The sequence below is a fragment of the Nitrosospira multiformis genome (assembly GCF_900103165.1).
GTDB classification, from domain to species: domain Bacteria; phylum Pseudomonadota; class Gammaproteobacteria; order Burkholderiales; family Nitrosomonadaceae; genus Nitrosospira; species Nitrosospira multiformis_D.
On the sequence record NZ_FNKY01000001.1, the window covers coordinates 2,853,279 to 2,875,311 of the forward strand.

Consider the following 22,033-nt stretch of genomic DNA (forward strand, 5'->3'; position numbering starts at 1 on the left):
GACAGGTCAGTGAAATACCGCCTTCGCCGGAGTGATGTTATTAATGTTTGTTCCGGGGATGAATGGTTTAATGCGAAGTGATGCGAATGAATGTCCCCGTCACACTCACCATGCCCGATTCGGGCAGAGCTTCGATCCGTCCGCCATCGAAACGGACCTGCTGCGATTGCATTGCCGCCACCCAGTTAAGCCAGTCCGCGAACGGCACGGCGCTGAACCCTACCTGAACCTGATTCGCGTCCGTCGCGTCGAGGCTGACCAGTGCATGGGATAACCCCGCGGCATTAATCCGGGTTTGCATCAGTGTGCGCAAATCATCGGGTGATGCTGCCAAGGGTGGGGCGGCGCGCAGGCTTTCATGCTCGGACGCCTGTTGTTCGAGGCGGACTGACTGTGCCCGAAGCACCGGAACACTCGCACGCAGCTGGGTACGCGCCCGGTCCGCCTCCACTACCAACCATAGATACAGGGTTACACTCAGAAAAATGGCCAGCAAAGCAATGGATATACGCTCACGCGGCGCACGCGATTCCCAGAGTTTAAGAATCCGTGCTCTCATGATGCCCTTAGATTGATGACAACGACTCCGGTCCCCGCTTCAGCGGGAACCGGGGGAACATCCACGCTCAGGCCGTTTTCCCGCAAGCGTGCAACAATATGGCGTATTGCCGCTTCGTCGATGGCGGCAAGTTCCAGCGTCATCCGCGCATCCTCATAGGTAATGGCGCGCAAGCTGCCTGGAGCCGATTCCTTCAAACTCACCGCCGCCATTTCGATCATCGGCAGGAAATCGCCACTATCGGGTACGCCGGCGGCATGACGGGCCTCGGCGAGTTTACGGCGCATTTGCAAGGCCGGGTCCACTACCGCGACCGCGTCGGGAAAGGTAGCACGAAACCGCGACTCCATTTGCTGGCGCAATGCCCGCTGCTCGCTGGCAAGCAATGTCCAGTCGGCGGCAAGCGCAATGGCATGGAGCGCCAGCGCACTCCCCACGATCCAGGCCGCCGGCCGCAGGCGCGCCGTCAATCCCGGAAAAATGCGCCCACGCTTGCGCTCCCGCAACAGGTTGACGCTGGCATCCGTCAGCCCCTTCCGCCAGTCCCAGTCTCCCCCGAGGCGGATGGTAACGCCGAGTTCACGCTGCCAGGCATCGATATCCGGCGTTAACATGCGTTCTTCAGCCGATTCGTCCGCTGGCGCCATTACGTAAAGTGCGATGGATACCGGTCTGGCCCCGCGCTTCTCCGCCTCTTCCAGCATGAGCTGTAAAGATAGCGGAGGCGACGCCTGGCTGCCGCAATCAGTCGCCGCACCTTCAAACTCGCCAGTGCGCACAAATCCTTCGCGGCCATCCCAGGCAAGACTCCATTCACCCGCTATCCACGGCAACAACAGTGTTTCACAGTACATCCCATCAACCCGCATACCCGCCGCGTCAAGCGCATCGAGCCAGTATTGCAGCTGTTTCCGGTCGACAACCGCAAGTACGTCGTCATCTCCCGTGAAACCGATCCAGCTTACCTGGTTGGCATCCGGCTCGCGCAGGGTTTCCTCTTCAACCGCAAAAGCCAGTATGGCGCTTGCGCGGCGCTTGGCCGCAGGGGGTAAACGGGCACGCGTGAGCAAAACCTGGGCGGCGGGTATGATCAACTGCACGCGCCCGGCGCGCCCATGCCTGGCGCATTGCAGCAGATCGGCAAGCTGTCCCTCAAGCTGCCCTCCCCCTGTAATGGGCGCGCGATCCTCATCCACGCAGACCCATTCACATCTCAGCGATTCATCCGGAAGCCGGCAATAAATTCTCAGCAGGTTCATAGGTACTTGCGCCAGATGATGATGGGCCATCCAGCATCCACACGGGCAAGCAATACCATGCCTTGCGCCTGCGCCTCGCCTCTCGTTACGCGCAGCGTCGCCATGAAATAATCGCTGCTTATGCTGACGTCGCTATCCTCCGCCACGGCACCCTCAGGGAGCCGGTTAAGAAAATCGGCATCATCGCGAAAATAGGCACGCTGGCGCTGCTCGACCAGCGTGCGCGCACCGTTGATCCCCAGGCCTTCTATCACAGCGGCCAGAACCTCCGGCGGCGCGGTATTCACGTTGATAGGGGTAAAGCGCGGCAGTGCCGTCACAAACGGGCGCAAGCGCGCGCGTACCGCACTGTCAAAACCACGGACCAGCGCAAGCTCAGTCATATCGGTTAGCGGCCGGTTGGAAGCAAGGTAAGGCGGAGTCAACCCAAGATAGTATTCATCTTCCGCGCCCCCTTGCGGCTGTGGCGCGCTATCGGCATCCATCCAGTCGACAAGCGCATCGGCGAGCGCCGCCGGCAGACTCAAAAGCGCCAGCAGGCGCTTGAAGCGGACGAGATGTGTGGCGCTGATTTTCCCATCCTGCATCAGGTTATTGAGATTGAACATGCCCTGCTGATCATCAATATGGCCGGCAAGCTCGCCTTTTTCGATGGGCATCACAGGCATTCGCAGAGCCCATGCTTCCCCCAGATGGTCGACATTGCTTAAGCGGCGATCATCGCTCAGTACGGCGCGCACCCAATCCACGCCGGCTTGCACCATGACCTGTGCCTGAACGTGCTCGTTCGTGAGCTGATTCTGCCGCATCCAGATACTCTGCGGGATGATAATCGCGGTTGCCGCCATGGTGGCAAGCGCAACAACACTCATGGCCAGCACGACCGCGACACCACGTTGCGCCGCTTTCATGGCATCAGTGGAAAATACGCTCGATTTCCTCGCCCGAGGCAAGCACGATACGCACACGCACGGCCTGGGGAATCGAAGAAATTGCGGCAATCGGCGAACCCGCCATCATGTCTGGCCAGATATTCATCCATAGTCGATCGGCATTGAGATATTGTAATTCGAGTGTGGCGACTCCGGCTAATACGGGATAGCGTTCCGGTTGCACGCCGGGCGCGGCATCGAGACCGGGCCATAGCCAAAGCTCGATTTCCTGTTTTTCGTTAAGCATGTAGCCGATCCGCCGCGCAGTATCCATGCCGTCGGTCGAGGCAAAGCGGCTGAATTCCAGATGCGGGGATAATACGCCTTCAGGCGTTGCCAGAAGCCTTCCATTCCACGCTGGTGCGGCTCCGGATGCACCCCGTACCGGACGTGGTGCCGCAAGTTGCATATCACGCTCAAAGCGCATGAAAAAAGATGTGACACGCCGCCACTTCCCGGTCTCCTGCTGGACGTATTCCCGCGCATCAAGTACCGCACCCAGTCCTCGATAGGACATCAGCGCCAGCAGAGAGAGGATAATCAAGGCGGTCAGCAGTTCGATCAATGTAAATCCATGGGACATCGAACCGGAAACGGATTTCATTCTAAATCCGGCAGTTGGACAGGGTGGACCAGGACGGTGAAGATCCGGTTTCGAAAATAATCTTTGTGGGTCATGGCGTTTGATTAACGAATGAGCGATCAACTGCCGGATTTAGCTTCATTGAACTATCCCCGGCGGCTGCGCCAGAAACCCCGTAAGCTGCGCAAGCAGGTAGGATTCCTGGGGGACCGCGAATACGAAAATATTGACCCTGCGAAAGGCCGGGTTGGACGTCTCACTGACTTCCTCACGCCAGATGAAATGAGTATTTCCCTGACGTGCCGTACCCTGGTATGTGCCCGACGGCAGCCAATCCCCTCGCGCGCGCTGCTCCGCCAGCAGATTCTCCGCGACCCAACTGGCGAACAGGCGAGAACGCAATTCGCCGACATTGCTGGTACCCTGTCCCGTGGCACGCAGCGCCGCCATGAGCGCGACCGCGATAATCGCCAATGCGGCCAGCACTTCGATCAGCGTGAACCCGGTCTCGTTATTGCGGCGCATTTTTGCTATTTGCTTTGTCTGGTTCCGGCAACACACGCACCTCTCCGACCGGAGAACCGGCAACAGTACAATACTCCGCGCCAAGCGCCAGTTTGATGACGTAAGCCATGGTTGAACCCTGGGGACTGAATTCCAGCCGCATGGCGTCGCGCACGCGCATGGTCTCGATTAGCAGGCTGGCAATCGTCATACCTTGTGGCAGTGTTCGCGCACGCAACAACCCATCGCCGCGAATTTCCAGCCATCCGGCATTCTCGCGATACCGCCAGAACCGATAACCCGGACCATCAGCGGTCCATGCAATGGGTTTGCCCGAGATGCGTGCCTCGATTCCGGCGAGATCAAGAAGCTGTGCCAGCCGCTCCGCCTCGACGCGAAGCAGCGCGCGTTCATCCGGCCGTACGATGACGGTGACCAGACCGGCAAAAAGACCCATGATCACCAGCGCGACAAGCACCTCGATAAGCGTGAAACCCCGGCCTCCCTTTGCTGTGATCGTGGTGATCACGATTTTCGCCCACCCTGGAAATCCGGGAATCTTTGAATGAATCCCCCTTGCCTCCCTCGCTTTTGGGGAATCCCGTGGCGCAAAACCGCCCTCCCCCCAGCGGACAAACTCGTTGACTTATCCAGTGATTCCCTAAAGATTCCAGGAACCGATATCAGCGTCATTGCCTTCTCCACCCGCAACGCCGTCCGCACCAAAACTGAAAACATCAATCTCTCCATGTACACCGGGGTTCAGATACTGGTAGGGACTACCCCACGGATCTTTGGGAAGCCGCTCCACATAACCTCCCGCCTTCCAGTTGGGTGGTATCGGCGGAACAGCCGGTTTTGTCACCAGCGCCTGCAACCCCTGCTCGGTCTTGGGGTAGCGTTGATTGTCGAGACGGTAAAGCTTGAGCATCTGCATCAGGCTGGCAACGTCCTGTTTCGCAGCGATTATGCGCGCTTCATCAGGCCGGCTGATGATTTTTGGCACCACCATGACGGCGAGAATTCCGAGAATAACCACTACCACCATCACTTCGAGCAACGTAAAACCACGTTGCTTCTTAATCACGGTCTGCATCGACAGATTACCTTTACCAATTGAACGGAAAAAACAACATTCTGCATTATTTTTTCGTGTGCAGGGAGCGGAATACCACCATAAAACGGGACCAGGAAACCCCTTTTTGTCGATTCCTGGCTGCCATGATGAATGCCTTACAATTTTTGCGATCTGTTAAATTCGGTTGTTTCATGGCAATGGTCCGGCATCGATAATGCTCATATTCTACAGTTGCGAAGACTGTTCCGAGTTTCCTTAAGACAGGTCTTAAAGAGCTTTAGTCTGGTCCCGGCATGCATCGGCTAAGGAATCTGGAGTAACCCCAAGCAGGCGTCCATGGAGGACTTATTCAAAGATTCCCAAGTAATACACAACCGATCTTTCTTTGTATCCTTCGCATCCTGATTCGTCTAGGGTCTGTTAACACTTATTTCGCATCCGCGTTGCTACACAAAAAACGCGGAGGCAAGTCCATAGTAACCTATGGCCAAGCTTCGCAACGCGGCATCCGCGTTTTTTGTGCGCAACTTGCCCGCCTCCTGGAAAAGCCAGTTAACGGCGGCTCAACAAAACCCTGCTCAGTAGCAAGTCGGTAGCGGTACGAGGCATCATTTTTATAGTCTATTGCTCCGGCGAGAAAATACTACTCATTTCGTTGTGCCGGGGCTTGACCCGGAATCCAGTCCACGTCAACAAGGGCGCGCTTTGAACGACACTGGATACCGGCTTCCGCCGGCATGATGACTGTAATGTTCACTCGCCGGCAAATGGCCGGTCAGCCGCCGGATTCAGGTTCATTTCGTCAAACCGGAAAGGCGTGAACAAGGTACAATTACCCCCGCTGATTCAGCGCCGGGAATTGGCCCTCTTAAAGGGGCCTTATTCAATGTTTTGCATTCTCCGCGATGGTTTATAATTTCCTTGTCGTGGGGAAATATGAAAGTCATTTCCCAACCAGACTCTCAGCCAAAGCCATTCGGCTTTACGTACAAGTCTTATAAATCATCAATTCAGATTTATCCGCTAGAAAATTGGATGACTCACCGAATACAAACACTTTCGGTGTTCCAATAGCAATCCGGAGCAATATTAGGATGCGGGCAGCTCCCATCGATCGATCAGGCTTCGCACAGACAGCTATTGTGTCTTTGGTGACGCTTGCCGCATTGGCAATACTTGGTTTGGTTTTTGCATACTGGATCTGGGCGTGGTTCGCAGCGCGCCCCGTCCCGGTAACTCCGATATCTTCCGAAACGGGAGGCAACATAGCGGTTGCCAATGACCTGTTCGGTGTTGCGCAGCGCGAACAGAATGTTGCCGCCCCATCCGGGATCTCGGTAAAACTGCTTGGCGTTGTCGCTGCCTCTGCCGGTAGGCGTGGATATGCGATCATGCAGCTTGATTCAAAAGAGATTCTCGCGGTGTTGGAAGGCGAGGACATCATCCCCGGCGTCCGGCTCACGGAGGTTCATCCGAATCACATTATCCTGGAACGCAATGGATTGCTCGAAACCCTCGCATGGCCGGGAAAAAGTTCACCCACGGATTCCCCTATGTCATCAGAAATCCATTCCCCTGCGGAATCCCTCACTCCATAAATCAACGAATGATACACGGCATGATCGACGCACCTGCAAAGGGTAAAAACATGAAGTATCGCGGGTTAAGCGCAGCGTTTTTATGGACGGTCATATCGGTTTCAATCGGTCAGGCCTGGTCTGCCGGCACAGTAACCCCTGAATCGCCACAGGGAACAGGACCCAATCGGATAGAGAACCCGATGGCCGCTATTCCGGAAACGAATGCCTTACGCACTAACAAGTTTGCGGCTCCCCCAGACCCGGATGTCGTTACGCTCAACTTCGTCAACGCCGAGATTGAAGGCGTGGTGAAAGCGGTGAGCGAGATAACCCGGAAGAACTTCATGCTTGATCCGCGCGTCAAGGGCACCATCAATATTGTTTCAGCAAAGCCGATGCCCAGATCGCTGGTATACGATGTATTCCTGTCCGCATTGCGGCTGCATGGTTATGCGGCGATTGAGGATTATGGCGTCATCAAAATTGTTCCCGAGAGCGATGCCAAGCTTTACCAGACCCCCACTCTAGGTCCGAACGATAAGCGCCCTGCCGCCGGCGACCGGATCCAGACACAGGTATTCACGCTGGAGCACGAATCGGCGATACAAATGGTTCCCGTACTGCGCCCGCTGATCGCCCCCAACAACAGCATTACCGCCAACCAGAACAGCAATACGCTGATTATCACCGATTACGCAAGCAACCTTCAGCGCCTGGAAAAAATCATCCACGCGGTCGATCAGCCTAGCGGGACCGATCCGATTTCCATATCGCTTCAGCATGCTTCGGCCATTGATGTCGCGCAAACGGTTAATCGCCTGTTTGCGGAAGCAGCGCAAACGCAAATCTCGGCAGAGTCTGGAGGGGGGCAAATCCAACGCTTTATGGTTGTCGCAGATGCACGGTCGAACACGCTGCTGGCACGTTCGGGAGATCCGGCGGCACTTAACCGGCTGCGTCAATTGGTGGCAATACTGGATCAACCCACCAGCGCGGGCGGCAATATACATGTCGTTTTTCTGAAAAATGCCGACGCGGTGAAACTTGCCGAAACCTTGCGGGCGATCTATCACCACACCACGCCATCGCCATCAGCCTCACCATCCGGGGGTACGGGCCAAACAACCGGCACGGCTTTTGGAACGTCTTCTCTTGGCGGTTCCACCGGCACCACTAATCCCTCTTCCGGTTTTTCCGGGGGAACAGTTTCCGCCGTTTCGACGATGACGCCAGCTCCGATGCAAACACAAACCACCGGCTCTTCCATGATGCAAAGCATCATTCAGGCGGATGCGGCCACCAACTCGATCATTATTACCGCGCCCGACGCGATTTATAACAATTTGCGTGCGGTGATAGAAAAGCTCGATGTGCGCCGTGTGCAAGTATATATCGAGGCGCTGATTGCCGAGATTACCGCCGACCGGGCTGCGGAATTCGGGATTCAGTGGCAGAACATAATCGACAGCAGCCAGAGCGGCACGCAGGTGGTTGGCGGCACCAGTTTTAATACGGGAGTCACCGGTGGCGGAAATATTCTCAATATAGCTCAGAATCCACTTTCCGCGGGGCCTGGGCTGACCATCGGGATTATGAAAGGTCTTGTTACCGCCATCCCCGGCATCGGGCCCGTAATCAACCTGCATGCGCTTATCCGCGCGCTGGAAACGGATGTCAACGCCAACATTCTCTCCACCCCGACATTGCTCACGCTGAATAACGAAGAAGCCAGGATTGTCATCGGTCAAAACGTACCGATTCTTACTGGTCAGTTTATTCCACCCGTGGGCGGCGCTGCAACATCACCGTTTCAGACCGTCACTCGCCAGGACGTCGGGTTATCACTGAGAATCAAGCCGCTCATCTCCGAAGGCGGTACTGTTCGCGTGCAGATTTTTCAGGAGGTATCCAGCGTCGTTCCCGGCACGATCAATGCAACCAATGGACTGATTACGAACAAACGCTCTATCGAGTCGACAGTGCTGGTCGACGATGGTCAGATTATCGTGCTCGGCGGTTTGATACAGGAAACCGTTAACGACGCGGTTGAAAGACTTCCGCTGGTTGGAGAAATTCCATGGGTCGGCCATCTATTCAGCTACAACAAGCGCTCGCGCAATAAAACCAATCTGATGGTATTCCTGCGTCCGACACTGATTCGCGATAGCGAGAATGCCGAGCTGCCCACCAATACACAATATGACCGGGTTCTGAGCGACCAGAACAAGGCCAAACCAAAATATCATCCTATCCTTCCGGATCTGGAATCACCCAGCCTGCCGCCGCGTCCACCGCAAGCCCCCGCAGACCTGGAATCACCGAGCCTGCCGCCGCATCCACCGAAAGCTTCCGCGATCCCTGATGAGATCGACATCCCTGACGGCACCGGACCCAGTGTAAAACGATGAATACTTCACCCCCATGACTTTCTCGGATAGGGTCCCCTATGCGTTTGTCAAGACCAGCGGCGTCGTCGTGACTTCCATCGACAATGGTCTGGCGGAAGTAGCTGTCCGCAGCGGCGCACAAATCAGCGCATTGGCGGAATTGCGCCGTGTTCTTGGCATCCCTTTGCATGCGCGTCGTATTGGTACCGTCGAGTTTGATGAGCTTGTTTCCACCCTCTATAACGGTGCAGCAGCGGGTACCGCCGCGCTTACCGGTGATCTGGTGCAGGATATAGACCTCTCAAGGTTATTGCAGGAGTTGCCAAAAGTCGAAGATCTGCTCGAAAGCCAGGATGATGCACCGGTTATCCGTCTCATTAATGCGCTGTTTACGCAGGCGCTACGCAATACCGCCTCGGATATTCACATTGAGCCCTATGAAACCCGTTCGGTGGTGCGATTACGCATCGACGGTACGCTCCGGGATCTGATCGAACCGGCGCGCGCACTGCACGCTGCCCTCGTCTCACGCATCAAGATCATGGCGCACCTTGATATTGCGGAGAAGCGCCTGCCGCAAGACGGGCGGATTACGTTACGAATGGCCGGCAGACCGATTGACGTACGCGTATCCACGATTCCCACCGTCCATGGCGAACGCGTAGTGCTGCGTTTGCTTGATAAGCAAGCCGGACGGCTTGACCTGTCGCGGCTCGGCATGGATGATGCCACACTGGCGCATATGGACAGGCTTATCCGGGAGCCCCACGGTATTATCCTGGTGACCGGCCCCACCGGCTCAGGCAAGACAACCACGCTTTATGCCGCGCTCTCACGGCTTGATTCGGCCACACTCAATATCATGACTGTTGAGGATCCCATCGAGTATGATCTTGATGGCATCAGCCAAACGCAGATAAATACCCGCATTGAAATGAGTTTTGCGCGGGCTTTACGCACCATTTTGCGCCAGGACCCCGATGTCATCATGATCGGAGAAATCCGGGATCTTGAAACCGCGCAGATCGCGGTGCAGGCCAGCCTTACCGGTCATCTGGTATTCGCTACCCTGCACACCAACGATGCGGTGAGCGCGGTCACCCGGCTCGTGGATATGGGTGTAGAACCCTTTCTGCTCGCGTCCAGCCTGATCGGAGTGGGCGCCCAGCGTCTGGTACGCCGGGTTTGCCTGGAATGCCGCGAACCCTTCGCCGGCGATGCGGCGCAGCTGCAATCCCTCGGATTCGATTCGGCAACCAACATTTTTTATAAAGCACAAGGATGCGCTGCCTGCAATCACTCCGGCTATCGGGGTCGTACCGGTATTTATGAGTTGCTGACGGTTGACAACGACCTGCGCCGCCGCATTCATGACCGAGCGTCCGAGCAAGACCTGCGAGAGTATGTGGTTTCCCGCGGCATGCGGTCACTACGGGATGATGGCATGCGCCTGGTTGCACAAGGTGTAACCAGTCTGGAAGAAGTCGTGCGCGTGACGCGCGAATAGGGCCTCCTTAATCCTAAATCCGGTAGTTGGATGGCCTCACCCGGAAAACGAGAGTTGAACAATACAGAATATTGTTATTAATCATACTACTAATCTATTAAATGAGCGGTCAACTACCGGATTTAGGTTAATGGAAGCATACCGCTATGAAGCGCTAGACGCAGCGGGCCGTACGGTATCCGGCGTGGTGCAGGCCGATACGCCGCGTCAGGCGCGTGCGCAATTGCGTGCCCAGGGTTTGTTGCCTTCGGTGGTCGATCAGGTGCGGGCCCGGGAGCAGGCGCAGCTACTCTGGACGCGGGGCATTTCTTCGGCTGAACTGAGTCTCTTGACAAGACAGCTGGCGACGTTGCTGTCGGCTGGCTTGACTGTGGAGCAGTCGCTAACGGCGCTGATCGAGGAGTCCACCGAACCCGCGACACGAGAATTGCTGGGCGGCATTAAAACCGAGGTAACCGGGGGACTCTCCCTCGCCGGTGCTCTGGGCAGCTACGGCAAGAGCTTCCCCGATTTCTACCGCGCACTGGTGCATGGGGGTGAGGAATCCGGCGCATTGCCTCTAATCTTGCAGCATCTGGCAGATTATCTCGATGCACGGCAGGCCATGAAGCAAAAAACCAGCCTTGCCCTTCTCTATCCGATTCTGGTTACAGTGGTAGCAATTCTGATTGTTACCGGTCTACTGGTTTATGTCGTACCGCAAGTGGTACAGGTATTCCAGCATTCACGCCAGAGCCTGCCTTTTCTAACACGTGCGCTGATTGGATTGAGCGATTTTCTCGGCATGGCATGGCCCTATCTTCTCACGGCTACCACTGGCGGTCTGATCGCCGCCCGCATGATGCTGCGTCACGACAGGGCAAAGTACCGGTGGCACGCCCTGCTGCTGCGAATGCCCTGGCTGGGATCGCTCATTCGCGGTGAAAACACCTCCCGTTTCGCCAGCACTCTCTCGATTCTGGTCGGGGGCGGCGTGCCGCTTCTTACCGCGCTCAGTTCCGGTGCGCGCGTAATGAGTAACGTAGTAATGCGCAAGGCAATCGAAGACACCATCGCGCGGGTACGCGAAGGGGCGGGCCTCGCCCGGGCGTTGCGTGAAACACGCGTATTTCCACCCTTGCTTGTCCATCTGGTGGCAAGTGGAGAAATGAGCGGCAAACTGGCGCAAATGCTCGAACGTGCCGCACAGCTTGAAACCCGGGCGCTCGAACGGCGCCTGGCAGTATTTCTGACGCTGCTTGAGCCAGTCATGATCCTGGTAATGGGCGGAATTGTACTGCTCATCGTTCTCGCCATACTGCTCCCCATTATCGAGATTAACCAGTTGGTGCACTAAGGAATTTCTGAGCTGGTTGCCCCGTGGACACTATGATGCGTTTAATCCCTTTGCCAGATCGGCCTTGATATCCTTGACCGCTTCGAGCCCCACTGCGATTCTCAGGAGACCGTCGGTGATGCCCGCCGCATCCCGGTTTTCCTGACTGATACGCGCGTGGGTGGTCGTAGCTGGATGTGTAAGCGTACTCTTGGTATCGCCCAGGTTGGCGGTGATCGAAATCAGCCGGACAGAGTCCACCACCCGCCACGCCGCCTCTTTTCCATTCTTCAATTCAAATGAAACAATACCACCGCCGGCTTTCTGCTGACGTTTGGCAAGCGCATGCTGCGGATGCGACGGCAGGCCAGGGTAATGAACTCTTGCCACGCCGGGCTGCGCTTCCAGCCAGCGGGCAATTTGCAGGGCATTTGCGCAATGAGTCTCCATGCGAACCTTCAGGGTTTCCATTCCTTTCAGAATTACCCAGGCGTTAAATGGGCTCAGGGTCGGTCCGGCGGTACGCAAGAAGCCGAATACCCCTTGTTCCATCACCAGATCCCGCCTTCCCAGTACCGCCCCCCCCAGCACCCTGCCCTGACCTTCAAGGTACTTGGTGGCGGAATGAATCACCAGATCTGCACCCAGATCCAGTGGCCGTTGCAGTGCCGGTGAACAAAAGCAATTGTCGACTGCAAGCCATGCGCCGGCTTTTTTTGCCACCGCCGCAAGCGCGGCGATATCCGAAATTTCCGTGAGCGGATTTGAGGGTGTTTCTATGAACAATAATTTTGTATTGGGTTTTATCGCCGCCTCCCAGGCTGCAATATCGGTGGCGGAAACAAAAGTTGTCTCGATATTGAAGCGCTTGAGGATATTATTGAACAGGTTCACCGTGGCCCCGAACAAGCTGCGCGATGCAATCACGTGATCCCCGGCGGAAAGCAGCCCCATGACGCAGGCAAGTATTGCCGACATGCCTGAAGAAGTCGCTACGCAGGCTTCCGCCCCTTCCAGGGCCGCAAGCCGCTCTTCGAAAGCCGTCACCGTGGGATTGGTAAAGCGCGAGTATATATTTCCCGGTTCCACGCCGGAGAAGCGCGCCGCGGCTTGGGCGGCGCTGTCAAATACAAAGCTTGAAGTCAGGTATAAAGCTTCAGAGTGTTCATTGAATTGGCTGCGGTGAATACCCGTATGCAGTGCCAATGTTTCCAGTTCAAAATCATCAGACATGCGAATCCCCCAAATAAAAAACCCGCTCAGCATTTGCCAAAACGGGTTCCCCGCTTTAGCCGAATTTATAACGCGCCCGCAAGCTGAACATCAAATCGGCGCACATCATTAAACTACGCTTGGTAACTGTTTTTGTCAAATACCCATCAATGAAACTCCGGATAGGTTTCCAGTTTCCCCGCCTTAATCCGCCGCCGCCAGATTCAAATCCAGTTGCGTGCTGGACCCGGTTCGCGACAGTGGAGCACCGCCGTTGCGTTGCGCCTCCAGGACGGCCAGATACTCCTCGGTGACATCACCGGTAATGTAATGGCCATCGAAACAGGATGTTTCATAATGCGTAATGGATGGATTGACCCGGGATACCTCTTTTATGAGGGAATCGAGTTCCTGGAAAACGAGGTGATCGGCACCGATCTCGCGACAGATTTCATCATCATCCCGGCCAGTCGCGATGAGTTCCTCGCGTGTCGGCATATCAATCCCATAGACGTTGGGAAACCTGACGGGCGGGGCGGCGGAAGCAAAATATACCTTATGCGCCCCTGCCCCCTGCGCCATTTGCACGATCTCCCGGCTGGTCGTCCCGCGCACGATTGAATCGTCCACCAGCAGCACATTCTTGCCGCTAAATTCCACGCGCATGGCATTGAGCTTTTGGCGCACCGACTTACGCCGCTGCTGCTGTCCTGGCATGATGAAGGTCCGGCCAATATAGCGATTCTTGACGAAACCCTCGCGGAAACTCACCCCCAGGCGATTTGCCAGTTGCAAGGCACTGGGGCGGCCAGAATCAGGAATTGGAATGACCACGTCGATATCCAGATGCCGCATGGTTTTGGTAATTTTGTCGGCAAGGCTCTCACCCATGTTCAGCCGCGTTTCATATACGGAAATACCGTCCATCACCGAATCTGGGCGCGCCATGTAGACATACTCGAAGATACATGGATTAAGCACGGGATGAGCGGCACATTGCTTGTTGTAGAAATTCCCGTCCCCATCGATAAAAATCGCTTCTCCCGGCGCGATATCCCGTACCAGCTTGAACCCCAGCGTATCGAGCGCCACGCTCTCGGAGGCCACCAGATACTCCATCCCTTGTTCGGTATCAGCACAACCGAACACCAGCGGGCGTATGCCATAAGGATCGCGAAAAGCCAGTAACCCATAACCGGCGATCATTGCCACGACCGCATATGCGCCCCGGCAACGCCGGTGGACCCCCGACACCGCGGCAAAAATGGCGGCGGGGTCAAGATGATAGTTTTTCGTGCTTTGCTGCAACTCGTGAGCCAGTACATTAAGGAGTACTTCCGAATCGGAATTCGTATTGACGTGACGCAGGTCCTCACGAAACAATTCCTGATTGAGTTGTGCCGCATTGGTGAGGTTGCCGTTATGCCCGAGTACGATGCCAAACGGCGAGTTAACATAAAATGGCTGCGCCTCGGCCGAAGATTCGGAGGAACCCGCGGTGGGATATCTCACATGCGCGATACCCATATTGCCAGTCAGCGCACGCATGTTCCGGGTGCGAAATACATCCCGTACCATCCCGTTGCCCTTGTGCATATGAAACGTGTTGTCCTGGGCGGTAACGATGCCGGCCGCATCCTGTCCACGATGCTGAAGTACCAGCAGCCCATCGTATAGCAATTGGTTAGCGGGAGCTTGTGCGACCAGACCCAGAATTCCACACATCATTGCACTCCGTAAAAGTAACTTGGATAACGCTGTACAGGAAAGCGCAAAGAAATTTCTCTCATAACGTACCGGCAAATACGCAGGACGTTATAAGTATCTATTATCCTAAATCCAGCAGTTGACCGCTCATTTAATAGATCAGTGTTGTGATTAATAACAATATTTCGTATTATTTTGCGCTCACCTTTTGGGTGAGTCCGCTACAGGGCAGATTGAACGGTTTTTACGGCGCATGGCAGTGTTGCAACTCCTTGGAATGGAATGACCATTCCGCGTCGTTGCGCCTCGCTCTGCACCCCAAAAACCGCACACTCCGCCCCGCCCAACTGCCGGATTTAGGATTATATTTGCAAATGCTCATTGTTCACGCTTCAGTTTCACGTAACTGATGCGCCCGGACAAATCCTTTGGCAACCACGGTATCGCCATCATCGCCGCTGTCTCCAATGGCTTGCTCAGTAAAGCCTTCTGCCAGAACGGCTCTTGTGGCAACGCGGTCAGCCCCGCTGCCAATACCATCAATAGCACGACCAGCAACCCGCGCATAAACCCGAATAACGAACCAAAAAACCTGTCGGCGAATCCCAGTCCCACGGTCTTTATCAGAGCCGATATCAACATGGTAATCAACGCCATCGTCAGCAACGTCGACAAGAACACCGCAGCAAATGCCAGCAACATACGCAGCGATTCGCCGGTAATGCTGGATGGCAGCATGGACACAAATCCCGCCGCGAACGAATTCGCCACCATGAATGCGACTACCCAGCCCGCCAGCGAAAACAATTCGCGTACGACCCCACGCATCACGCTCAGTAGAATCGATACAACAAGTATGGCAAGAACGGCGTAATCAAAAATAGTCATTCGTAGCGGGAGCAAAATTACACAAGCGCGATTTGCCTATGCGGCAACGGATTCCATAAATTCATCGGCGCTATTTATCTGTGACTACGCCATCCAGCCCCAGCTTCTTCAATTTCTCGCGGGCAACCTCCGCTTCCTCGCGGCTGGCAAAAGGGCCGGCGCGCACGCGCGTTATTTCCCCTTTGTCGGTCTTAAGCGTCTCCGTATAAACCTTGGTGCCCTTGGATGCCAGACTTTGCTGCTGTTGCCGGGCCTTGGCCGGATCAGAGAACGCGCCCAATTGTACGACAAACATAGCCGTGGCGTCGGTGGCTTTAGCAACGCCTGATTCAACCTTGGTACTTGTACTCTTCCCATCCACAGCCGGCTTCTCCACCGGCTCATTCGAGGATTGAGCGGACTTTACGGGTGGTCCGGGTTCTTTTTGCGTTTCCTGCTGTACGCCCGTTACGGTTTTTTCGGGAGCAGGTGTTTTCATACCGGGAGCGCTTCCGGGAATGAATTCCTCCGCGACCTCTTCCGATGGAATACGGATGTCAATCTCCTGACTTCGCGGCTCCGGTTTACTATCCAGCACCATCGGCAAAATCACAACCGCTGCGATCACTAACGTAATTGCACCAACCAGGCGCCTTCTTGCACGCTTTCTAAGTTGAATTTCTTCTTCGCTGACAGCTTTTGCCATTTGAATCTAAATCCGGTAGTTGATCGCTATCCGTGCTCAACCGTGTTCCGGTACCGTAATACTTCGGCTACGGTATGGAACGAGCCAAATACGCAAATTCTATCATTTTCAGCCGCTCGCTCACAGGCATACGCATAAGCCATGGCGGGATCAGTGAAAGTATGAATAGCCTCCTCCGCGCTATCCACACCCGCCACTTCCAGCGCCTGCCGCACTTCATTTGCTGAGGCGCCACGTGGCACATCAATGCCAGCGATCAGCCATATATCCACCTTTCCCGCAAGCGCTCGCGCCACACCGGCGATATCCTTATCCTTGAGCATTGCGAATACGGCATAAGTTTTCCGGAAGCGTCCCATCCCGCCCAGGTTGATGGCCAGCGCATGCGCGGCACCAGGATTATGCGCCACATCAAGCACCGTCGCCGGCCGGCCGGGTAATACCTGAAACCTCCCTGGCAATGCGACGTTCAGCAAACCTTGGCGTACGTCGCTCATGGTCACCGGCAAACGATCCCGGACGACGTCAAGCGCCGCCAGGCAGGCACTGGCGTTGTGCAACTGATAGGCGCCGCGCAGGGCGGGATAGGGCAGCGAATGACGTTTTCCGCCAGGTCCCCAGTAACCCCATAGTGTGGCATCGGCTGCGTTGGCTGAATGGCCGAAGTGTTCACCGATGTGCATCAAATTCGCACCGATGGTATGTGCATGATGCCGGACACTCGCGGGAATATTTGGCTCCGCACAGACTGCGGCCCGCCCGCTTCTGAAAATTCCCGCCTTCTCGAATCCGATTTTTTCGAGAGTATTGCCGAGATAGTCCATATGATCGAAGTCGATGCTGGTGAGCACCGCGCAATCGGCATCAAAAATATTGACCGCATCCAGCCGCCCACCCAGCCCCACCTCCAGAATCGCAACATCCACGCCGGCTTGACTGAATAATTGCATCGCCGCCAGCGTACCGAACTCAAAATAAGTCAGGGAAACACCGCTGCCACTGCGGGCTGATTCCACAACATCAAAAGCACTGCACAATTCTCCGTCACTGGCCTCTTGCCGGCTTATCCGCACCCGCTCGTTATAACGCAGCAGGTGTGGCGACGTGTAACAACCCACGCGGTACCCGGCACAGCTCAGAATTGTCTCCATCATGGCGCACGTTGACCCTTTGCCATTGGTCCCGCCAACTATGATGATGGGAAAAGGTAACGCGAGGCCCAGCTCGCTCCAGACGCGAGTTACACGCTCCAGCCCCATTTCGATAGCCTCGGGATGGAGACGCTCAAGATAGCTCAGCCAGCCGGAAAGCGTTCTGGATTTTGAATCCAAATCCATCATCGGCGCCTCATGCCCTTCCATGCATGTAGCATAAAGCCGGGATACGATCAGACTGAAGCGCAGTCAGCAATTACGAGACCGGCGTGGATGTATGCATCAGCAACGTGCACAGGTTGGCAAGTTTGTCGCGCATGCGTCTGCGGTCTACGATCATGTCTATCGCGCCATGTTCCAGCAGGAATTCGGCTCGTTGAAAGCCTTCTGGCAGGGTTTGCCGTACCGTCTGCTCGATCACGCGCGGTCCCGCAAAACCAATCAGCGCCCCTGGCTCGGCGATTACCACGTCACCTATGAAAGCAAAACTGGCCGATACGCCGCCCATGGTGGGATCAGTCAGCACCGAGATAAAAGGAAGCTGATGCTGACTCAACTGAGTCAGCGCCGCCGATGTCTTGGCCATCTGCATGAGCGACAGCAAACCTTCCTGCATGCGCGCCCCGCCGCTGGCGGCGAAACACACGAAGGGCAGACGCTGTTCCACGCATACCCTCACCCCGCGCGTGAAGCGCTCACCCACCACCGATCCCATCGAACCACCCATGAAACCGAATTCAAAAGCCGCCACGACCAGGGGAACCGTTTTTACACTTCCCTGCATCACCACCAGGGCATCGTCTTCGTCTGTGTCTCTTTTCGCATCCGATAACCGGTCAATGTAGCGCTTGCTATCCTTGAATTTAAGCGGATCCAGCGAGAGCACCTCCGCACCGATCTCATAGCGTCCTTCGGCGTCCAGTAACAAATCAAGGCGCACTCTGGCCGAGATACGGTTGTGATGGTTGCACTTGGGGCAGACGTTGAGATTATTTCCCAGATCAGAGTAATACAGCACGGCTTCGCAAGAGGCACATTTGCTCCACAGTCCCTCAGGGACGGCTTTTTTTTCGCCGCTTTCCTTGCGCTTGATTTTTGGCGGGAGAAGTTTCTGAAACCAGCTCATGGGTTTGCGTGATCAATAGCCACTTCGTTGATTGCGCTTCGCAGGCTTCTTACCAAACGACTCACATTCGTCAGCATCTCCCCTTTGGGCGAATTCTCTATCTCCTCTATGATGCGGCTTCCCACCACCACTGCGTCGGCAAGCTCCGCCACCGCCTTGGCTGTTGCGCTGTCGCGTATACCGAACCCGACGCCAATGGGAATGGAAATGAGGGAACGCAATTGGGTCAGCTTGTTGGATACATCGCTCAGATCCAGATTTAGCGCGCCAGTCACTCCCTTTAGCGAAACGTAATATACGTATCCCTTAGCCATTTCCGCCACATGTTCGATGCGTGCCCGCGGGGTAGTGGGAGACAGCAGGAAGATTGCGTCGATCTGCTGGCGTTCAAGATATTTCACCCATTCCCCGGACTCTTCCGGCGGGTAATCCACCGTCAGTACCCCGTCGACGCCACATGCTTTTGCTCTTACCGTGAATCTCTCATATCCCATTGCCTCTATCGGATTAGCGTAACCCATTAACACCACCGGCGTGGAGGTGTCGTTTTCCCTGAATTTCTCGACCATGGTCAGAACATCGTTCAAGCCAACATGGTGTTTTAAAGCCCGCTCGGACGATCGCTGTATGGTCGGCCCATCAGCCATGGGATCGGAGAAAGGTACGCCCAGCTCAATGATATCGGCGCCCGCCTTCACCAGTTCATGCATCAGCGGCACCATCATCGCAGGTTCGGGATCACCGGCGGTAATAAAAGGAATTAACGCTTTTTTTCCCTGCTGACGCAGTTCGTCAAAGGTAGTTGCAATGCGTGACATGAAAATAGGAAGTTGAATTAGAAAGTAATATCGGAAGCGCGCACCACGGTGGCCATATCCTTATCCCCACGGCCGGAGAGATTCACCAGCAGCAGCTTGTCCCGGCTGAGTGTGGGGGCGAGCTGGGCAGCATACGCCAGTGCATGGCTGGATTCCAGCGCAGGCATAATGCCCTCGTAGTGACATAGGTCATGGAAGGCCGTCAATGCCTCATCATCGGTTATGCCCACATATTCGGCACGATGGCTGTCCTTGAGCCATGCGTGTTCCGGGCCGACACCCGGATAATCCAGGCCAGCCGAGATGGAATGTGTCTCGATGATCTGCCCATTTTCATCCTGGATCAGATACGTGCGATTACCATGCAGCACACCCGGCGTTCCCTGCGTCAGGGTAGCGGCATGCTGGCCGCTTTCAATGCCGAGCCCCGCCGCTTCCACGCCGATCATGCGGATGTTACTGTCCAGATAAGGATGAAACAGGCCAATTGCGTTGGACCCACCCCCCACGCATGCGATTAATATATCCGGCTGGCGCCCGTATTCTTCCTGCATTTGTACAATCGCTTCCCGTCCAATAATCGCCTGGAAATCACGCACCATCATCGGATAGGGATGCGGTCCGGCCACCGTGCCGATGATGTAGAACGTATCTTCGATGTTGGTCACCCAATCGCGCATGGCCTCATTGAGCGCATCTTTCAGTGTTCGGGAACCTGATTCGACCGGCACCACCGTTGCGCCCAGCAGTTTCATCCGGTAAACATTGGCGGCCTGGCGTTCCACATCCACCGAGCCCATGTATACCACACATTCCATGCCATAACGCGCGGCTACCGTGGCACTGGCCACGCCATGCTGACCCGCGCCTGTTTCGGCAATGACGCGTGATTTGCCCATGCGCCTGGCAAGGAGAGCCTGTCCAATGGCATTGTTGATTTTGTGCGCGCCGGTATGATTCAGGTCTTCGCGCTTCAGCAGAATCTGCGCCCCCCCCAGATGCGCCGACCATCTTTTTGCATGATAGATGGGGCTGGGCCGTCCCACATAGTGCTTCAACTCATAGGCAAACTCGGCCTGGAAGTCGGCATCACCACGATAGTGCTCATATTGAACGCGCAGTTCCTCCAGCGCCGTCATCAGCGTCTCGGCAACGAACACGCCACCATACGGACCAAAGTGGCCGTGACTGTCAGGAAGATCATAAACTTTCACTATTTCGCACTCCTTGCATGAAAGCGGCAATTTTCTCCGCGTCCTTGATGCCTTTGGCAGCTTCCACACCGCTCGATACGTCCACCGCCCAAGGCCGGGCCTGCCTGATTGCGCCGGTAATGTTGGCGGCATGCAGCCCGCCCGAAAGTATCAACGGCAGTGGCAAATCCCGTGGGATCAAATTCCAGTCAAACACATGTCCGGTGCCACCCGGCTCGCCTTTAACATAAGTATCGAGCAACAATCCCCTGGCACCGGTATAACGGGTTGCGTATTGTAGCAAATCTACACCCGTCCTGACGCGCACCGCCTTGATATAAGGCAGTGCAAATTTTTGACAAAATTCCGGAGACTCATCACCATGAAACTGAAGCAGATTCAGGCCCGCGATGGAGGAAGTTTCCTTTACCCATTCCGTATCCGGATCAACATACACACCCACCGCGCTAATGAATGGCGGCAGCGCGGCAATAATTTCCCGGGCTTTAGCGGGTGCGACATAACGCGCACTCTGTCTCCAGAATACAAGGCCAATGGCGCTCGCTCCAAGACCCACTGCCGTCAGCGCATCTTCAATACGCGTAATACCGCAAATTTTAACCCGGATGGCCATGCCTTCAGTTTGCTTTATCGGAATTTGGATTCTGCCGGTTTCAGGTTCAAGCCAGCCTGCCTATTTTCGGCAACACCAAGGCAAGCGGCGGTTCGACAAAACCGGGGAGCTTCCATTTGGCATCATAGGTGACCCCCGCCAAGTATAACCCCGCGGCAGGAAAAGTAGGGGCTGCGTGACGACGATCACGGCCTGCCAGCAATGTCTTTATCCATTCAGGGGGATATTTGCCCTTGCCCACATAAATCAGGCATCCGACGATATTGCGCACCATGTGATGCAAAAACGCGTTGGCACGCAGTTCGAATACAATAAGGTCTCCCTGTCGCGTAATCTCAAGTTTTGTCAAATTACGCACGGGAGATCTAGCCTGGCATTCGGCGGCACGAAAGGCGCTGAAGTCGTGCTCACCCAGCAGCATTTGTGCGGCTGTCTGCATTTTTTCCGCATCAAGAGTCTGATGAAACCAGCCTATCTTGCCGTGACAAAGCCCCGGGCGCACGGCATGATTCGATAGCAGATAAAGATAGCGGCGCTCTCTGGCGCAATAGCGGGCGTGAAAATCATCGGGGATTTGCGATGCCCATAATACCGCGATGCTGACGGGTAACAAGGCATTGACCCCGCGCACCCAGGCATTCATTGGCCGTTGCGCCTGAGTGTCGAAATGCAGCACCTGATATGCGGCATGAACTCCCGAATCGGTGCGTCCCGCGGTAACCACCCGAACGTCATCACATGCGATTTTCGACAATGCGGCTTCCAGTGCATCCTGCACGGAACCCCCTGATAGCTGGCTTTGCCAGCCACAGTAAGCACTGCCATCGTATTCCAGTATCAGCGCGATTCTCACACAATAGGCGCCGTCATGACTATCCTAAAATCCCGCAGTTGGACAAGGTAGAGGGGGCG

21 protein-coding genes are annotated in these 22,033 nt (G+C 55.6%); 4 read left to right on the top strand and 17 right to left on the bottom strand.

Annotated elements, in window-relative coordinates; translation table 11 throughout:
- Positions 1–67: 67 nt before the first annotated feature.
- The 7 genes from BLR00_RS12830 to gspG all read right to left on the bottom strand — a co-directional run bounded on the left by BLR00_RS12830 (position 68) and on the right by gspG (position 4,933).
- Entirely contained in the window at positions 68–559 is a 492-nt protein-coding gene (locus BLR00_RS12830; RefSeq protein WP_074633259.1) for a type II secretion system protein M, read from the bottom strand.
- Entirely contained in the window at positions 556–1,848 is a 1,293-nt protein-coding gene (gspL, locus tag BLR00_RS12835) for a type II secretion system protein GspL (RefSeq protein ID WP_074633262.1), read from the bottom strand. The genes BLR00_RS12830 and gspL overlap by 4 nt, the downstream gene beginning before the upstream one ends.
- Positions 1,815–2,729, bottom strand: a complete 915-nt coding sequence (gene gspK / locus BLR00_RS12840; RefSeq protein ID WP_074633264.1) for a type II secretion system minor pseudopilin GspK — start codon at positions 2,727–2,729, stop codon at positions 1,815–1,817. The genes gspL and gspK overlap by 34 nt, the downstream gene beginning before the upstream one ends.
- A 4-nt stretch (positions 2,730–2,733) precedes the next feature.
- A complete protein-coding gene (gspJ, locus tag BLR00_RS12845; RefSeq protein WP_074633266.1) occupies positions 2,734–3,354 on the bottom strand; it encodes a type II secretion system minor pseudopilin GspJ in 621 nt (206 codons plus the stop codon).
- Positions 3,355–3,471: 117 nt separating this feature from the next.
- Positions 3,472–3,858: a type II secretion system minor pseudopilin GspI gene (gene gspI, locus BLR00_RS12850; RefSeq protein ID WP_074633269.1), complete on the bottom strand. Its 387-nt coding sequence runs from the start codon at positions 3,856–3,858 to the stop codon at positions 3,472–3,474.
- Positions 3,845–4,366 (bottom strand): GspH/FimT family pseudopilin, encoded by a 522-nt coding sequence (locus BLR00_RS12855; protein ID WP_074633272.1) that lies wholly within the window; start codon positions 4,364–4,366, stop codon positions 3,845–3,847. Before BLR00_RS12855 ends, gspI begins: the two co-directional genes overlap by 14 nt.
- Before the next feature lie 132 nt (positions 4,367–4,498).
- The gene (gene gspG / locus BLR00_RS12860) at positions 4,499–4,933 is read right to left on the bottom strand and encodes a type II secretion system major pseudopilin GspG (protein WP_074633275.1); all 435 of its coding nucleotides are present in this window, start codon (positions 4,931–4,933) and stop codon (positions 4,499–4,501) included.
- 1,076 nt (positions 4,934–6,009) lie between these two features.
- Between gspG and BLR00_RS12865 the strand changes: the two genes are divergently transcribed.
- The 4 genes from BLR00_RS12865 (at position 6,010) to gspF (ending at position 11,725) form a co-directional block, all read left to right on the top strand.
- Entirely contained in the window at positions 6,010–6,513 is a 504-nt protein-coding gene (locus BLR00_RS12865) for a type II secretion system protein N (RefSeq protein WP_074633278.1), read from the top strand.
- Between the two features lie 20 nt (positions 6,514–6,533).
- Positions 6,534–8,903 carry a type II secretion system secretin GspD gene (gene gspD, locus BLR00_RS12870; RefSeq protein WP_256324149.1) on the top strand — a complete coding sequence of 790 codons (2,370 nt, stop codon included), beginning with the start codon at positions 6,534–6,536 and terminating at the stop codon, positions 8,901–8,903.
- Between the two features lie 13 nt (positions 8,904–8,916).
- Positions 8,917–10,389: a type II secretion system ATPase GspE gene (gspE, locus tag BLR00_RS12875; RefSeq protein ID WP_074633281.1), complete on the top strand. Its 1,473-nt coding sequence runs from the start codon at positions 8,917–8,919 to the stop codon at positions 10,387–10,389.
- A gap of 130 nt (positions 10,390–10,519) precedes the next feature.
- Positions 10,520–11,725 carry a type II secretion system inner membrane protein GspF gene (gspF, locus tag BLR00_RS12880; RefSeq protein ID WP_074633283.1) on the top strand — a complete coding sequence of 402 codons (1,206 nt, stop codon included), beginning with the start codon at positions 10,520–10,522 and terminating at the stop codon, positions 11,723–11,725.
- 30 nt (positions 11,726–11,755) lie between these two features.
- On the opposite strand, the gene BLR00_RS12885 is transcribed toward gspF, so the two are convergent.
- From BLR00_RS12885 to truA, 10 genes are all read right to left on the bottom strand, one after another.
- Entirely contained in the window at positions 11,756–12,937 is a 1,182-nt protein-coding gene (locus tag BLR00_RS12885) for an O-succinylhomoserine sulfhydrylase (protein ID WP_074633286.1), read from the bottom strand.
- Between the two features lie 183 nt (positions 12,938–13,120).
- Entirely contained in the window at positions 13,121–14,641 is a 1,521-nt protein-coding gene (gene purF, locus BLR00_RS12890; RefSeq protein ID WP_074633288.1) for an amidophosphoribosyltransferase, read from the bottom strand.
- A 360-nt stretch (positions 14,642–15,001) separates the two neighbouring features.
- Positions 15,002–15,511: a CvpA family protein gene (locus BLR00_RS12895; RefSeq protein ID WP_074633291.1), complete on the bottom strand. Its 510-nt coding sequence runs from the start codon at positions 15,509–15,511 to the stop codon at positions 15,002–15,004.
- Positions 15,512–15,581: 70 nt separating this feature from the next.
- On the bottom strand, positions 15,582–16,196 hold the full coding sequence (locus tag BLR00_RS12900; protein WP_074633293.1) for an SPOR domain-containing protein: 615 nt from the start codon (positions 16,194–16,196) through the stop codon (positions 15,582–15,584).
- Positions 16,197–16,222: 26 nt separating this feature from the next.
- Positions 16,223–17,536: a bifunctional tetrahydrofolate synthase/dihydrofolate synthase gene (folC, locus tag BLR00_RS12905; RefSeq protein WP_074634314.1), complete on the bottom strand. Its 1,314-nt coding sequence runs from the start codon at positions 17,534–17,536 to the stop codon at positions 16,223–16,225.
- 70 nt (positions 17,537–17,606) lie between these two features.
- On the bottom strand, positions 17,607–18,476 hold the full coding sequence (accD, locus tag BLR00_RS12910) for an acetyl-CoA carboxylase, carboxyltransferase subunit beta (protein ID WP_074633296.1): 870 nt from the start codon (positions 18,474–18,476) through the stop codon (positions 17,607–17,609).
- The gene (trpA, locus tag BLR00_RS12915; protein ID WP_074633298.1) at positions 18,473–19,294 is read right to left on the bottom strand and encodes a tryptophan synthase subunit alpha; all 822 of its coding nucleotides are present in this window, start codon (positions 19,292–19,294) and stop codon (positions 18,473–18,475) included. The genes accD and trpA overlap by 4 nt, the downstream gene beginning before the upstream one ends.
- Positions 19,295–19,311: 17 nt before the next feature.
- Positions 19,312–20,508, bottom strand: a complete 1,197-nt coding sequence (gene trpB, locus BLR00_RS12920) for a tryptophan synthase subunit beta (protein ID WP_074633301.1) — start codon at positions 20,506–20,508, stop codon at positions 19,312–19,314.
- Positions 20,495–21,121, bottom strand: coding sequence for a phosphoribosylanthranilate isomerase (locus BLR00_RS12925; RefSeq protein WP_074633303.1), 627 nt, complete (start codon positions 21,119–21,121; stop codon positions 20,495–20,497). The genes trpB and BLR00_RS12925 overlap by 14 nt, the downstream gene beginning before the upstream one ends.
- A 46-nt stretch (positions 21,122–21,167) precedes the next feature.
- The gene (gene truA, locus BLR00_RS12930; RefSeq protein WP_074633306.1) at positions 21,168–21,974 is read right to left on the bottom strand and encodes a tRNA pseudouridine(38-40) synthase TruA; all 807 of its coding nucleotides are present in this window, start codon (positions 21,972–21,974) and stop codon (positions 21,168–21,170) included.
- Positions 21,975–22,033: the final 59 nt, after the last annotated feature.

Bases quoted from the DNA above. Each gene is read 5' to 3' on its own strand.
- gspJ (WP_074633266.1), bottom strand. From the start codon at position 3,354: ATGAAATCCGTTTCCGGTTCGATGTCCCATGGATTTACATTGATCGAA.
- gspI (WP_074633269.1), bottom strand. From the start codon at position 3,858: ATGCGCCGCAATAACGAGACCGGGTTCACGCTGATCGAAGTGCTGGCC.
- BLR00_RS12925 (WP_074633303.1), bottom strand. From the start codon at position 21,121: ATGGCCATCCGGGTTAAAATTTGCGGTATTACGCGTATTGAAGATGCG.
- gspL (WP_074633262.1), bottom strand. From the start codon at position 1,848: ATGGCCCATCATCATCTGGCGCAAGTACCTATGAACCTGCTGAGAATT.
- accD (WP_074633296.1), bottom strand. From the start codon at position 18,476: ATGAGCTGGTTTCAGAAACTTCTCCCGCCAAAAATCAAGCGCAAGGAA.
- gspD (WP_256324149.1), top strand. From the start codon at position 6,534: ATGATCGACGCACCTGCAAAGGGTAAAAACATGAAGTATCGCGGGTTA.
- BLR00_RS12865 (WP_074633278.1), top strand. From the start codon at position 6,010: ATGCGGGCAGCTCCCATCGATCGATCAGGCTTCGCACAGACAGCTATT.
- BLR00_RS12900 (WP_074633293.1), bottom strand. From the start codon at position 16,196: ATGGCAAAAGCTGTCAGCGAAGAAGAAATTCAACTTAGAAAGCGTGCA.
- BLR00_RS12885 (WP_074633286.1), bottom strand. From the start codon at position 12,937: ATGTCTGATGATTTTGAACTGGAAACATTGGCACTGCATACGGGTATT.
- gspK (WP_074633264.1), bottom strand. From the start codon at position 2,729: ATGAAAGCGGCGCAACGTGGTGTCGCGGTCGTGCTGGCCATGAGTGTT.
- BLR00_RS12830 (WP_074633259.1), bottom strand. From the start codon at position 559: ATGAGAGCACGGATTCTTAAACTCTGGGAATCGCGTGCGCCGCGTGAG.
- folC (WP_074634314.1), bottom strand. From the start codon at position 17,536: ATGATGGATTTGGATTCAAAATCCAGAACGCTTTCCGGCTGGCTGAGC.
- gspG (WP_074633275.1), bottom strand. From the start codon at position 4,933: ATGCAGACCGTGATTAAGAAGCAACGTGGTTTTACGTTGCTCGAAGTG.
- gspF (WP_074633283.1), top strand. From the start codon at position 10,520: ATGGAAGCATACCGCTATGAAGCGCTAGACGCAGCGGGCCGTACGGTA.
- trpA (WP_074633298.1), bottom strand. From the start codon at position 19,294: ATGTCACGCATTGCAACTACCTTTGACGAACTGCGTCAGCAGGGAAAA.
- gspE (WP_074633281.1), top strand. From the start codon at position 8,917: ATGACTTTCTCGGATAGGGTCCCCTATGCGTTTGTCAAGACCAGCGGC.
- purF (WP_074633288.1), bottom strand. From the start codon at position 14,641: ATGTGTGGAATTCTGGGTCTGGTCGCACAAGCTCCCGCTAACCAATTG.
- BLR00_RS12895 (WP_074633291.1), bottom strand. From the start codon at position 15,511: ATGACTATTTTTGATTACGCCGTTCTTGCCATACTTGTTGTATCGATT.